At 71.9% G+C, this 12,745-nt stretch carries 11 protein-coding genes; 5 read left to right on the top strand and 6 right to left on the bottom strand.

What is annotated here, in order from left to right:
* The first annotated feature begins 42 nt into the window (after nt 1-42).
* On the top strand, nt 43-549 hold the full coding sequence (locus tag ACZ7L4_RS08655; protein WP_472100925.1) for a GNAT family N-acetyltransferase: 507 nt from the start codon (nt 43-45) through the stop codon (nt 547-549).
* A gap of 24 nt (nt 550-573) precedes the next feature.
* Here the strand turns inward: ACZ7L4_RS08655 and ACZ7L4_RS08650 are convergent, their stop codons facing one another.
* Nucleotides 574-2,196: an AMP-binding protein gene (locus ACZ7L4_RS08650; protein ID WP_472100923.1), complete on the bottom strand. Its 1,623-nt coding sequence runs from the start codon at nt 2,194-2,196 to the stop codon at nt 574-576.
* Complete coding sequence (locus ACZ7L4_RS08645) at nt 2,193-3,893, bottom strand: AMP-binding protein (protein WP_472100921.1); 1,701 nt, start codon at nt 3,891-3,893, stop codon at nt 2,193-2,195. Before ACZ7L4_RS08645 ends, ACZ7L4_RS08650 begins: the two co-directional genes overlap by 4 nt.
* A 174-nt stretch (nt 3,894-4,067) precedes the next feature.
* On the opposite strand from ACZ7L4_RS08645, the gene ACZ7L4_RS08640 reads away from it, so the two are divergent.
* Complete coding sequence (locus ACZ7L4_RS08640; protein WP_472101966.1) at nt 4,068-4,886, top strand: helix-turn-helix transcriptional regulator; 819 nt, start codon at nt 4,068-4,070, stop codon at nt 4,884-4,886.
* Between the two features lie 91 nt (nt 4,887-4,977).
* Nucleotides 4,978-5,622: a LysE family translocator gene (locus tag ACZ7L4_RS08635; protein WP_472101964.1), complete on the top strand. Its 645-nt coding sequence runs from the start codon at nt 4,978-4,980 to the stop codon at nt 5,620-5,622.
* Between the two features lie 10 nt (nt 5,623-5,632).
* Here ACZ7L4_RS08635 and ACZ7L4_RS08630 read toward each other — a convergent pair whose 3' ends face one another.
* Nucleotides 5,633-6,766 (bottom strand): winged helix DNA-binding domain-containing protein, encoded by a 1,134-nt coding sequence (locus ACZ7L4_RS08630; RefSeq protein ID WP_472100919.1) that lies wholly within the window; start codon nt 6,764-6,766, stop codon nt 5,633-5,635.
* Between the two features lie 119 nt (nt 6,767-6,885).
* Here ACZ7L4_RS08630 and ACZ7L4_RS08625 point away from each other — a divergent pair, with 119 nt between their 5' ends.
* Entirely contained in the window at nt 6,886-8,046 is a 1,161-nt protein-coding gene (locus ACZ7L4_RS08625) for a magnesium and cobalt transport protein CorA (protein ID WP_472100917.1), read from the top strand.
* A gap of 5 nt (nt 8,047-8,051) precedes the next feature.
* On the opposite strand, the gene ACZ7L4_RS08620 is transcribed toward ACZ7L4_RS08625, so the two are convergent.
* A complete protein-coding gene (locus ACZ7L4_RS08620) occupies nt 8,052-8,987 on the bottom strand; it encodes an RNA polymerase sigma-70 factor (RefSeq protein ID WP_472100915.1) in 936 nt (311 codons plus the stop codon).
* Nucleotides 8,988-9,210: 223 nt separating this feature from the next.
* Between ACZ7L4_RS08620 and ACZ7L4_RS08615 the strand changes: the two genes are divergently transcribed.
* Nucleotides 9,211-9,549 (top strand): hypothetical protein, encoded by a 339-nt coding sequence (locus ACZ7L4_RS08615; RefSeq protein ID WP_472100914.1) that lies wholly within the window; start codon nt 9,211-9,213, stop codon nt 9,547-9,549.
* Nucleotides 9,550-9,643: 94 nt separating this feature from the next.
* On the opposite strand, the gene ACZ7L4_RS08610 is transcribed toward ACZ7L4_RS08615, so the two are convergent.
* A complete protein-coding gene (locus tag ACZ7L4_RS08610; RefSeq protein ID WP_472100913.1) occupies nt 9,644-12,193 on the bottom strand; it encodes an MFS transporter in 2,550 nt (849 codons plus the stop codon).
* Nucleotides 12,190-12,744 (bottom strand): MarR family winged helix-turn-helix transcriptional regulator, encoded by a 555-nt coding sequence (locus ACZ7L4_RS08605; protein WP_472100911.1) that lies wholly within the window; start codon nt 12,742-12,744, stop codon nt 12,190-12,192. Before ACZ7L4_RS08605 ends, ACZ7L4_RS08610 begins: the two co-directional genes overlap by 4 nt.
* Nucleotide 12,745 lies beyond the last annotated feature (1 nt).

The raw sequence follows: 12,745 nt of genomic DNA, 5'->3' as shown, positions 1-12,745 counted from the left end.
AATGCGTGTGAGCCGCCCGGGCGGTCTCGGCATACTTGCCGGATGATCATCCGCGCCGCCGAGCCCGCCGACCTCCCCCGCCTCCAGGCGATCGAGACGGCGGCGGGCGAGATCTTCCGTCCGCTCGGCATGGCCGCCATCGCCGACGACGCGCCGCCCACCATCGCCGAGCTCGAACGGTACCGGCGGGCGGGGCACGCCTGGGTCGCCGCCGAGGACACCGGGACCGTCGTCGCCTATCTGGTCGCGGAGGTCGTGGACGGCGCCTTCCACATCGAGCAGGTCACCGTGCACCCGGACGCCGCCCGCCGGGGCGTGGGTCAGACCCTGATCGCGTGCGCCGCCGACTGCGCGCGCGGCCAGGGCCTGACCGGTCTCACCCTGACCACGTTCGCCGACGTGCCGTGGAACGCCCCGTACTACGAGCGCCTCGGCTTCCGCCGGCTCACCGAGGCCGAGCTCACGCCCGGGCTGCGCGCGATCCGCGCGGCGGAGGCGGAGCACGGTCTGGACCGGTGGACCAGGGTGTGCATGCGGAGGGAGCCTTGAGCCCCCTCTCTTCTGTTGTACGTTCTACAACTCCCCGTACCCCTCTCGGAGTTCCACCTTCCGGACCTTCCCGCTGACGGTCATCGGGAACCGTTCGAGAAGGCGCAGACGGCTCGGGATTTTGTAGTGCGCGAGCCGGTCGCGGCAGTAGGCGCGCACGTCGTCGAGGGTCAGCGTGTCCGCGGAGTCCCGCAGGATCACGCAGGCGAGCACTTCCTCGCCGTACTTCTCGTGCGGCACGCCCACGACCTGCACGTCGGCGATCTTCGGGTGGCCGTAGAGGAACTCCTCGATCTCGCGCGGGGAGATGTTCTCGCCGCCACGGATGATCATGTCCTTGATGCGCCCGACGATCTGCGCGTACCCGTCCTCGCGGATGACGGCCAGGTCGCCCGTGTGCATCCACCGGCCGGCGTCGATGACCTCGGCGGTCTTCTCCGGCTCGTCCCAGTAGCCGAGCATCACGCTGTACCCGCGCGTGCACAGCTCGCCGGGTTCGCCGCGCGGCAGCGTGACGCCGGTGACCGGGTCGATCACCTTGACCTCGATGTGCGGCAGGACGCGGCCGACGGTGCCGGTGCGGCGCTCCAGGTCGTCGTCGCGGCGCGTCTGCAGGGAGACGGGCGAGGTCTCGGTCATGCCGTAGCAGATGGACACCTCGGCCATGTGCATCTCGGAGACGACGCGCTTCATCACCTCGACCGGGCACGGCGAGCCCGCCATGATGCCCGTGCGCAGGCTGCCCAGGTCGTACTCCGCGAAGTCCGGCAGGTTCAGCTCGGCGATGAACATGGTCGGCACGCCGTACAGCGAGGTGCACCGTTCCTGCTGGACGGCGCGCAGGGTGGCCGCCGGTTCGAAGGACGGGCCCGGGATGACGATGCAGGCGCCGTGCGAGGTGGCTCCGAGGTTGCCCATCACCATGCCGAAGCAGTGGTAGAAGGGCACGGGCAGACACACCCGGTCCTGCTCGCCGTAGCCGACCGTCTCCCCCACCCAGTACCCGTTGTTGAGGATGTTGTGGTGGGAGAGCGTGGCGCCCTTCGGGAAGCCGGTCGTGCCGGAGGTGTACTGGAGGTTGACCGGGTCGTCGCACGACAACTCGGCCTCGCGCGCCGCGAGTTGCTGGGCCGTGGCGCCGTCGGCCGCCGCCACCAGGGCGTCCCAGCTCTCCGTCCCGATGAAGACCTGATCGCGCAACTCCGGGCACTCGGGAGCCACTTGGCGGACGAGCTCGCGGTAGTCCGTGCCCTTGTGCTCGGTCGACGAGACGAGGAGCGAGACACCCGACTGCTTGAGCACGAAGGCCAACTCGTGCGCCCGGTAGGCCGGGTTGATGTTCACGAGGATGGCGCCGATCCGCGCGGTCGCGTACTGCACGAGCACCCACTCGGCGCAGTTGACCGCCCAGATGCCCACGCGGTCGCCCTTGGCGATGCCGCGCGCGAGCAGCCCGCGCGCCAGCTCCTCGACGTCCGCGCCGAACTCGGCGTACGTCCAGCGGCGCCCGTCGGCCATGTCGACGAGTGCCTCGCGCTCGGGCCATGCCTCGACGGTCCGCCACAGGTTCCGCCCGATGGTGTCACCGAGGAGCGGCACCTCGCTGGTCCCGTGCGTGTAGGACAACTCCCCCACGACTGCGCTCACTTGAAGTCCTCCTCGCGGTACTCGGCGGCGGACCCCTTGGCGGTGGCCTCGCGCAGTTCGATGCGGCGGATCTTCCCGGAGACCGTCTTGGGCAGCTCCGCGAACTCGATGCGACGCACCCGCTTGTACGGGGCGAGGACCGCGCGGGAGTGCTCGAAGAGCAGCTCGGCGGCGTCCGGGCCGGGTTCGTAGCCCTCGGCGAGGACGACGTACGCCTTCGGGACGGCGAGCCGCAGCTCGTCGGGGGCGGGCACGACGGCCGCCTCGGCGACCGCCTCGTGTTCGAGCAGCGCGCTCTCCAGCTCGAAGGGGCTGATCTTGTAGTCGCTGGCCTTGAAGACGTCGTCGGCGCGGCCCACGTACGTCAGGTAGCCGTCGGCGTCGCGGGATCCGATGTCGCCGGTGCGGTAGTAGCCGCCCGCCATCGCCTCCGCCGTGCGCTCCGGGTCGCCGTGGTAGCCGACCATCAGGCCGACGGGCCGGGTCGAGAGGTCGAGGCTGATCTCGCCCTCGTCCGCGCCGGGCGCCCCGGTCACCGGGTCGAGCAGCTCGACCTTGAAGCCGGGGCTCGGGCGCCCCATGGAGCCGGACTTGAGGCGCTGCCCGGGGCTGTTGGAGACCTGCACGGAGGTCTCGGTCTGCCCGAAGCCGTCGCGGATGGTGATGCCCCAGGCGCGCTCGACCTGCTCGATGACCTCGGGGTTCAGCGGTTCGCCCGCGGCGACGACCTCCCTGGGCGGCGTCCGCAGGGCGGTGAGGTCGGCCTGGATGAGCATGCGCCACACGGTGGGCGGCGCACAGAAGGACGTCACTCCCGCGCGGTCCATCGTGGCCATGAGGCGGCCCGCGTCGAAGCGCGTGTAGTTGTAGAGGAAGACGGTCGCCTCGGCGTTCCACGGCGCGAAGAAGTTCGACCAGGCGTGCTTGGCCCAGCCGGGCGAGGAGATGTTGAGGTGGACGTCGCCGGGGCGCAGGCCGATCCAGTACATCGTCGCCAGGTGCCCGACAGGGTACGAGACGTGGGTGTGCTCGACCAGCTTGGGGCGGGCTGTCGTGCCGGACGTGAAGTAGAGGAGCAGCGGGTCCTCGGCGCCGGTCTCCCCGTCGGGCTCGAAGGTGTCGGCGGCGCCGGCGGCGTCCTCGTAGGCGAGCCAGCCCTCGTCGGCCGTGCCCGCGCCGACCACGATCCGGGTGTACTCCCCCGGCACCTCGGCGAACTTGGCGACGTCCTCGGGGCGTGCGACGACGTGCCGGGCGCGGCCCCGCTCCACGCGGTCCCTCAGGTCGGCGGGGCCGAGCAGGGGTGTCGCGGGGATGACGACGGCCCGCAGCTTCATCGCGGCGAGCATCACCTCCCACAGCTCGACCTGGTTGCCGAGCATGAGCAGCACCCGGTCGCCCGCGCCGACGCCGTGCCCGCGCAGCCAGTTGGCGACCTGGTTGGAGCGGCGCCGCAGGGTGTCGAAGGAGAACCGCGCCTCGGAGTCGTCCTCCTCGACGATGTGCAGGGCGATCTTCTCGTTGCCCGCGGCGATGACGTCGAACCAGTCGAGGGCCCAGTTGAAGCGCTCGGGGCGGGGCCAGGAGAAGCCCTCGTACGCCGCGTCGTAGTCCCGTGCGTGCTGCAACAGGAAGTCACGGGCTGTGCGGAACTGTGCCGTGGGTCCGTTCGCCGTCGGTCCGTTCGCCGTCGTCATCTGCGCTCCGTATGTCCTTGGGTGGCCCGGGTTCCACCGCATGTCCCGCACCGTCGCGGGCCGTGTCTGCCATCGTGTAGGGAGTGACGCAGGTCTCACCACCCCCATACGGGGGTGAACAGTGCGCGGCGAGGTGATGGACGGGTGGGCGCAGGAACGGCCGAGGCGGTCGAGATGCGGGCCGCGCTGGTGCGGCTGCGCCGGGGCACCGGGCTTCCGGTGGCCTTCGGCGGGCTGACCGGCGCGGGTCCGGCGGCGGGGCAGGTACGGATCGCCGAGCTCAGCGGCGCGTCGACCGGCGCGCTGCGCGGCCTCGGCATCGCGGCGGGCAACGGGCTCGGCGGCAAGGCCCTCTCCCTCGCCAGGGCGTGCGCCGTCACCGACTACCACGGCTCGCGGCACATCAGCCACGAGTACGACGCCGCGGTCGCGGCCGAGGGCCTGCACTCGGTCCTCGCGGTGCCCGTCGTCGTACGGCGCCGGGTGCGGGGTGTCCTGTACGGGGCGCTGCGCGCGGCCCGGCCACTCGGCGACCGGGCGCTGGACGCGGCGATGGCGGCGGCGCGGGACGTGGAGCAGGCGCTCGCGGTACGCGACGAGGTGCAGTCGCTGCTGGCGGTGACGCGGGCCCCGGCGGGCGCGGACGCCGGGGCGTGGGAGGAGGTCAGGGAGGCGCACGGCGCGCTGCGGGCCCTCGCCCCGAAGCTCGCCGATCCGGCGCTGCGCGACGAACTCCTCACGGTGTGCGGCAGGCTGGCGGCCGCCTCCGACCCGGTGCGGGCCCCGGCGGAGGCGCCGGTGACGCTGGCGCCGCGGGAGGTGGACGTGCTGGCGTGCGTGGCGGCCGGCGCGACGAACGTGGCGGCGGGCGAGCGGCTCGGTCTGCGCCCGGAGACGGTGAAGGGGTATCTGCGCTCGGCCATGCGGAAGTTGGGGACGCACACGCGCGGCGAGGCCGTGGTGGCGGCGCGGCGGGCGGGGATATTGCCGTAGGCCTGCCGGGGCCCGGGCCATTGTCAGTGGCGTGGGCTTCAATGGTCCGCGTGGGGTGAGGGACGGACGGAGGGGGAGGGACATGGCCGGCATGGTGTCGATGGACCGGTACGTGGCGTTCGCGGCGATGTCGCTGCTGGTGATCGTGATTCCGGGGCCGAGCGTGCTGTTCGTGATCGGGCGGGCGCTCGCGCACGGGCGGCGTACGGCGGTGGCGACGGCGCTCGGCAATGTCGTCGGCTCGTATCTGCTGGTGGTGGCGGTGGCGCTGGGGGTCGGCGCGCTGGTCGAGCGGTCGGCGGCGCTGTTCACGGCGGTGAAGCTCGCGGGGGCGGCGTATCTCGTGTACCTGGGGGTGCAGGCGTTCCGGCACCGGCGGGACATGAAGGCGTCGGACATGCGCGGCCCGGCGGGCCCGCCGCGCGGCGATCTGCGCACGGTGGGCGACGGGGTGCTTGTGGGGGTCACGAACCCGAAGGGCATCGTGTTCTTCGCGGCGGTGCTCCCGCAGTTCGTGAACCACGAGGCGGGTCATGTCACCGCGCAGATGCTCCTGTTGGGTTTGATCCCGATCTCCATAGGCCTGGTCACGGACACGTTGTGGGGGCTCACGGCGTCGGCGGCCCGCACCTGGTTCGCGCGCTCGGACCGGCGTCTTTCGATGATCGGCGGGACGGGCGGCTTCGCGCTGATAGGCCTCGGCGTGACGGTGGCGGCGACGGGCCGGGCGGACTGATCGGCCGTGGTCAGGAGGTCCGCACGGTGCCGAAGTCCACGGTGACCGGCCCCGGGGCCTCCAGGACGGCGGCGGTGCGCTCCGCTTCGGCGACGAGCGCGTCCCGCTGGGCGCGGGTGAGCTTCCGGAAGGGTTCGAGGGTGAGCACGCTGCCCGCGTCCCCGTTCCCGTCGGTCCCCTTGCTCTCCTTGCCCTCCTTCAAGGTCCAAAGCCCGGCGAGGAAGCCGTCGACGAGGAACGTCAAGTAGGCGGTGTTCACCTGCCAGTTGCGGCCCCGGTCGGCCTCGTGGATCACGCGGGTGCGGTCGGCGTGGGACAGGAGGAGGTTGTCGAACTCGGCGAGCAGGCGGGGCGGCGCGGGCGTGTCCGCGTCGGGGCGGGGCGCGTCGGGCAGGTCGAACAGCTCGACACCGTGCTCGTCGCGGAAGGTCACGAGCCGGGGCCGCAGCCGCTCGAAGGCCTCCTTGGTGCGGGTGATGCCTGCCCACTGCTGGAAGTCCTTCACCGAGGCGGGACCGAAGGCGCCGAGGTAGCGCAGGATCGTGTCGTCGGGGGCGGGCGCCTGCTCGGTGGGCCGGTCGAACCACTGCTCGGCGGTGGTCAGGCGCACCCCGCCGCTGCGCCGCCACAGTCCGCGCGGTGTGACCTGGACGAGCGGGAGGCGGCCGCGGGCGGCGATGGTGAGGGCCTGCGGGTCGGCGTCGGGCCAGTGCTTCAGGAGCAGTTCGCGGATCTCCTTCGGGGTGCGCGGCTCCTCCTCGACGTAGCGGCGGGTCAGGTCGGTGAGCCGGTCCAGGTCGACGCCGACGAGGCCCTTGCGGAACATCCGCAACTCCCGGTCGCGGGCGGCCTGCACGAGGGGCCGCAGCGCCATGCAGTCGTCGGCGGTGTGCAGGTGGATGGTGGAGCGCATGGTGACGAGCCGGGCCACGCGGCGCTGCTCCAGGGCGGTGGAGAGCGCGGCGGGGGTGAAGTCTTCGAGTCGGGCGGCGAGCGCGAGATACGGCGGCCTGACCTCCTGCGCCTGCAGCCCGAGGAGCCGGTGGACGGCGTCCTCGGCGCTCAGCGGGCTGCGGTCGAGGAGGAGTTGGCGCTCCAGAGTGGCGCGGCCCAGGGCGCGGGCGGTCAGCGGCTGCGTCGTCATGAGGGGAAGGTAACGGGTAAGTAGGTCGGGCGCTGTCCGCGATGCGCTGCACCGTGCCGTCATCTTCGCTGGTTACGCTGCCGGGGACCCGGCAGCACCACCATGGAAGGGAGGCGGCGATGCCACGACGGCAGGGACGAGCCGACCGGAGCGAGCACAATGGGGCGCGCCGCTACTCCTGGCGCCGCGCGACCGCCCCGGCGCCCCCACCCTCCGAACCGGCCGCCGCGCCCGCCGCCGACCCGGGGCAGCAGGAGCAGGCCAGCGTGGTGAACGCGGCGCTGTACCGGGACGGGGTGCGGGTCGCGACCCCTGAGACCCTCACGGACACCTACCGGCAGCTGCGCGAGAAGCCGCGCACGATGGCGTGGATCGGTCTGGCCCGCCCCTCCGACTCGGAACTCAAGTCGCTGGCGGCCGAGTTCGACCTGCACGGCCTCGCGGTCGAGGACGCCCTTGAGGCACACCAGCGCCCGAAGCTGGAGCGCTACGGCGAGACACTCTTCGTCGTCCTGCGCGCGGCCCGCTACCTGGACGCGCCGGAGGAGGTCGACTTCGGCGAGCTGCACGTGTTCGTCGGCCCCGACTTCGTCATCACGGTCCGGCACGGCGCGGCCCCCGACCTCTCGGCGGTCCGCCGCCGCATGGAGGCCACCCCCGAGCTGCTCCGGCTCGGCCCGGAGGCGGTCCTCTACGCGATCCTGGACGCGGTCGTCGACGGTTACGCGCCGGTGGTTTCCGGCGTCCAGAACGACGTCGACGAGATCGAGACGGAGGTCTTCTCCGGCGCCCCGGCGGTCTCCCGCCGCATCTACGAACTCTCCCGCGAGATGGTCGAGTTCCAGCGCGCGACCCGCCCCCTGGTCGGCATGCTGCACGCCCTGATGGCGGGCTTCGCGAAGTACGGCACGGACGAGGAGCTCCAGCGCTACCTCCGCGACGTCGCCGACCACGTCACGCACACCAGCGAACGCGTCGACTCCTTCCGCCAGGCCCTCGCCGACATCCTCACGGTGAACGCGACGCTGGTCACGCAGCAGCAGAACGCGGAGATGCGGGCACTGGCGGAGGCCGGCTTCGAGCAGAACGAGGAGATCAAGAAGATCTCCTCCTGGGCGGCGATCCTCTTCGCCCCGACCCTGGTCGGCACCATCTACGGCATGAACTTCGAGAACATGCCGGAGCTGGGCTGGGGCTTCGGGTACCCGTTCGCGATCGGCCTGATGGGCGTGGTCTGCGTCAGCCTGTACGTGATCTTCAAGCGGCGGGACTGGCTCTGAACCGCTCAGGTCCGCGCCTGCCGCTGGTTCCGGCGCAGGTCCCGGACCTCCCGGTCGACGGCCCAGGCGTCGGCGACCGGGCCCAGGTGGCCGAGCTTGTCCGGGTTGAGGACCGAGCGGACGGTCTGGATCCGGCCGCCCCGCATGTCGAGGACGAGGACGCGCAGGACCTTGCCGTCGCGGTCGCGGAAGAGCGCTCCGGGCCCGCCGTTGATCTCGCGCGGTTCCCAGGTGATGCCGGTGTGTGCCATCAGAGGGTGGACGGTGGCGAGCAGCCGGGCCACGTTGTCGGCCCCTGCGACGGCCCTGGCCAGCTGCGGGGCCCTGCCCCCGCCGTCCCCGACGAGCTGTACGTCGGCGGCCAGCAGGCTCCGCAGTCCGTCCACGTCCCCGTGTGACAGCGCGCCGAAGAACCGCTCCGCCAGCTCCTGCCGTTCCTGGCCGTCGGCCTCGAACCGGGGCCGCCCCTCGCGCATGTGCCGGCGGGCCCGTACGAGCAGTTGGCGGCACGCCGCCTCCGAGCGGTCCACGGCCTCGGCGATCTCGTCGTAGCCGAAGCCGAAGACGTCCCGCAGCACGAACACCGAACGCTCCAGCGGGCTCAGCCGCTCCAGGAGCAGCAGCGCCGCCATCGACACCGAGTCGGCCAGCTCCGCGGCGCGGGCCGGGTCCTCGTACGGATCGTCGAGCAGGGGCTCGGGCAGCCACGTTCCGGGGTACTGCTCGCGGCGCACGCGGGCGGAGCGCAGGACGTCGATCGAGATCCGGGTCACGACGGTCGACAAGTACGCCTTGGCCGAATCCGGCCTGACGGTCGTGGCGTCGTAGCGCAGCCAGCTCTCCTGCACCGCGTCCTCCGCCTCGCTGACGCTGCCGAGGATCCGGTACGCGATCGAGAACAGCAGCGGCCGCAGCTCCTCGAACTCCTCCACCTTGGCCACGTCGGCTCCCCCCGCGTCCGTCCGACCGCACCCGATGTGCGGCCCGCCCGTCCTGATCATGGCTCCCCGGGGCGGGCCCCGACGGGGGTTCGACCTAAGTGGGAGCCCCTCCTCCCCCTCGCCCACACGCGACGCCTGCGACCGCTCGTGTCACAGGCCGGGGTGCTGTCTCGTCCCCGGAACGGCAGTACCCCGAGTCCGTCGCTACAGAGAGACCACCGGCATGGAGATCCTGCGGTACGTGTTCCTCGTCTTCCACCTCTTCGGGTTCGCCGCGCTCCTGGGAGGCGTCTTCTTCCAGTTGCGCGGCAAGGACCCGGTGACCGGCGGCTACATGGTGAGCAGCGCGGTCGTCCAACTGGTCACGGGCGCGGGGCTCGTGTGGACCCGGACGTCCCTCGACCTGCCGGTGGACGACGCGAAAATGGCGGTGAAGCTGGGCCTGGACGTCCTGGTGGCGGTGGTCGCGGTGGCGGGCCTGCGCGGCAAGCGGCCGTGGGCCTTCTACGGCGTGGGGACGTTGACCGCGGCCGCGGCCGTCGTGGCCGTCGCGTGGACGTAGTCCGCGCGGGCGGGCGCATGACGAAGGCCGTGGCCAGACACCCGGGAGGACCAGGTGTCGGGCCACGGCCTTCGCCGCGCCTGCGTTCAGCGCGTCAGTGGCTCAGCTCCACGTCCGCGTCGTTCCTGCCGCTGCCGTTGAGCTTCAGCGGGAGGGCCTGCGGGGCGTAGCCGCTGGCGACGACGGTGTACTGGCCGGCGTCGAGGTCGTCGAAGGCGTAGACGCCGTCGATGCCCGTGACGGCCGTGCCGACCGTGTTGCCCGCCGCGTCGAGGAGCGTGACGCGGGCGTCGTTCAGCGGGTCACCGGACGCGTCACGGACCACGCCGTGGACGCGGGCGCCGGGGACCAGGCGGATCTCGCAGCGGTTCGGGCCGCCACTGACCACCTCGACCGCGAGGGCCGTGGGCCGGTGGCCGTCCGCGCTCACCGCGAGGGTGTAGCTGCCGGGGGCCAGGTCACCGAAGGCGAAGGCGCCCGTGGCGTCCGCGGCCGCGGAGGCGAGCACCTCGCCGCGCACGTCGGTGGCGATCACCAGCGCACCCGGCACCGGGAGTTCGCCCGCCGCCTCGACGACGGTGCCGGTCAGGCCCGCCGCCCCGGCCAGCATCAGGTCGAAGTCGAGGAAGCCCTCGCCGACCGTCAGCGTGCTGGCCTGCGGCTGCCGGGAGCCGGCCGAACCGATCAGGACGTACGTGCCGCCGGCGGGGGCCGGGAGCAGGTACGCGCCGTCGGCACCCGTCGTCGTACGGCCGAGCTGGCCGCCCCTCAGGTCGATCAGGGTGACGACCGCGCCCACGAGCGGCGAGCCGTCGCGTTCGCGGGCGTAACCCCTGATGCCCGCGGAGGCGTCCGCCGGAACGGCGTCCGTCGGCACGGCGGCCACCGGTTCAGCGGCCACCGTCCCGGTCGGCGCGGGTTCCGGAGCCGTCTCCGACTCCCCCTTCTCCGCCGCCTCGCGCGCCTGAAGACCCGACATCGTGCGCAGCGGGACCTCCTTGGTCCACAGGACCATCAGGAACGCGAGGACGATGACGCCCGCCGCGATCAGGAACACCACGTGCATGGCGTCCGCGAAGCCCTGCTTGAACGGCTCGGCGAGGCGCGGGTCGAGGTGCTGGATGAACGAGGAGTCGCTCAGCACCCCGCTGCCGCCCCCGCCGGAGCCCTTGAGCATGTCGAAGACCGGCTTGTTGGCCGGGTCGTGGACGACCGACGGGTCGTGCAGCGCGGCCTGGAAGTCCGCCGTACGGGAAGCCGACTTGAAGGCATCGGCGATCTTGTCACCGACGTTCGAGAAGAGCACCGAGAGGAAGATCGCGGTACCGGCGGTGGCGCCCATCTGCCGGAAGAACGTGGACGAGGCGGTCGCCACACCCATGTCCTGCGGCGGCACCGCGTTCTGCACCGCGAGCACCAGCGTCTGCATGCAGCAGCCGAGGCCGAGGCCGAAGAGCCCCATGTAGAGCATGGTCTCCCACAGCGGGGTGTCCCACTCGACCTTGAAGTGGAAGAGCAGCAGCGCCGCCACCATGAAGAGGGTGCCGAGGGTCGGGAAGATCTTGTAGCGGCCGGTCTTCCCGGTGATCTGGCCGGAGATGATGGACGCGATCATCATGCCCGCCATCAGCGGCAGCATCTCGAGACCGGACTTGGTGGGGCTCGCGCCCTTCACGATCTGGAGGTACTGCGGGATCATCAGCATGCCACCGAACATGCCCGCGCCGATCAGCACGGACAGGAAGCTGGTCTTGCTGAAGATGGCGTTGCGGAACAGTCGCATCGGGATGAGCGCGTCGTCGCCGACCGCCCGCTCCACGAAGATCCACGAGACGATGCCGACGCCGCCGAGGGCGTAGCAGACGATCGAGCCCGTCGAGCCCCAGCCCCACTCGCGGCCCTGTTCGGCGACGAGCAGCAGCGGGACGACGCCGAGCGCGATGGTGAAGGCGCCCCACCAGTCGATCTTCCGGTCGCGGCGGACGTGCGGGATGTTGAGCACCTTGGCGACGACGAACAGCGCGACGATCGCGATCGGCACGTTCACCAGGAACACCCAGCGCCAGCCGGTGACGCCGAGGATGCTGTCCTGTCCTGCGAGGGCACCGCCGATGAGCGGTCCCGCGACGCTGGACGTGGCGAAGGTGGCGAGCATGTAGCCCTGGTAGCGGGCCCGTTCGCGCGGCGGCACGATGTCGCCGATGATCGCGAGCGCGAGCGACATCAGACCACCGGCGCCGATGCCCTGCACCGCGCGGAACGCGGCGAGTTCGGGCATCGACGTCGAGAAGGTGCACAGCGCCGAACCGACGATGAAGATCGAGATCGCCGCGAGGAAGTACGGCTTGCGGCCGTGCAGGTCGGACAGCTTGCCGTACAGCGGCGTGCAGATCGTCGAGGTGATCAGGTACGCCGTCGTCGCCCAGGCCTGCTGGCTGAGGCCGTCGAGGTCGTCCGCGATGGTGCGGATCGAGGTGGAGACGATGGTCTGGTCGAGAGCGGCCAGGAACATCCCCAGCATCAGGCCGCTGAGGATGGTCAGGATCTGCCGGTGGGTCAGGCCGCCGGACGTGGGGGTCTGTTGGGGGGTGGATATGGCTTGGGTAGCGGTGTCTCCGCGGGACGCGGACACGGCCTCAGTCATTCTTGCGTTGCTCCCTGCTCGCCACCGGGCCCGGGCACATGGCCGGACTCGGGACGCGCGTATTCAAACTCTTCCAGATCGTCATTGAGGCGGGAGAGCAGCCGGATCAGCTGGTAGCGGTCCTCCTCGGGCCAGGGCTCGAGGAGGCGGGCGAACCCCGCGTCGCGCTGGCGCCGGTACTCCTCGAACGCGGCCGTCCCGGCGGCGGTGGCGCGCAGCAGCGCACCCCGCCGGTCCTCCGGGTCCGGACGCCGTTCGACGAGTCCCTTGTCGACCATCGCCCGCACCTGGCGGCTGACCGTCGACAGGTCGAGGAAGGTCGCGGCGGCCAGGTCGGTGGCGCGGCGTTCGCCGTCGCGCACCAGCTTGGCCAGCAGGACCCGCTCGCCGGACCGGCTCTCGAGCCTGGCCTTCTGCCGGTAGGCAGTCAGCAGTCTCGAGAACCGCACCAGCTGCGTGCCGAGTCCCGCCGCGGCGTCCTCGGCGCTCGCGCTGCCCGTCGCCGGGCTGTCTTCCGCTGCTTCACGGTCCTGGACCGTCCCCTTGTCCACG

This window comes from Streptomyces sp. NPDC107575, from assembly GCF_055657265.1.
Note: the sequence above shows the minus strand (reverse complement) of the source record. Positions and strands in the feature narration are given on the sequence as shown.

Bases quoted from the DNA above. Each gene is read 5' to 3' on its own strand.
- ACZ7L4_RS08640 (WP_472101966.1), top strand. From the start codon at position 4,068: ATGCGGGCCGCGCTGGTGCGGCTGCGCCGGGGCACCGGGCTTCCGGTG.
- ACZ7L4_RS08630 (WP_472100919.1), bottom strand. From the start codon at position 6,766: ATGACGACGCAGCCGCTGACCGCCCGCGCCCTGGGCCGCGCCACTCTG.
- ACZ7L4_RS08625 (WP_472100917.1), top strand. From the start codon at position 6,886: ATGCCACGACGGCAGGGACGAGCCGACCGGAGCGAGCACAATGGGGCG.
- ACZ7L4_RS08645 (WP_472100921.1), bottom strand. From the start codon at position 3,893: ATGACGACGGCGAACGGACCGACGGCGAACGGACCCACGGCACAGTTC.
- ACZ7L4_RS08635 (WP_472101964.1), top strand. From the start codon at position 4,978: ATGGTGTCGATGGACCGGTACGTGGCGTTCGCGGCGATGTCGCTGCTG.
- ACZ7L4_RS08615 (WP_472100914.1), top strand. From the start codon at position 9,211: ATGGAGATCCTGCGGTACGTGTTCCTCGTCTTCCACCTCTTCGGGTTC.
- ACZ7L4_RS08610 (WP_472100913.1), bottom strand. From the start codon at position 12,193: ATGACTGAGGCCGTGTCCGCGTCCCGCGGAGACACCGCTACCCAAGCC.
- ACZ7L4_RS08655 (WP_472100925.1), top strand. From the start codon at position 43: ATGATCATCCGCGCCGCCGAGCCCGCCGACCTCCCCCGCCTCCAGGCG.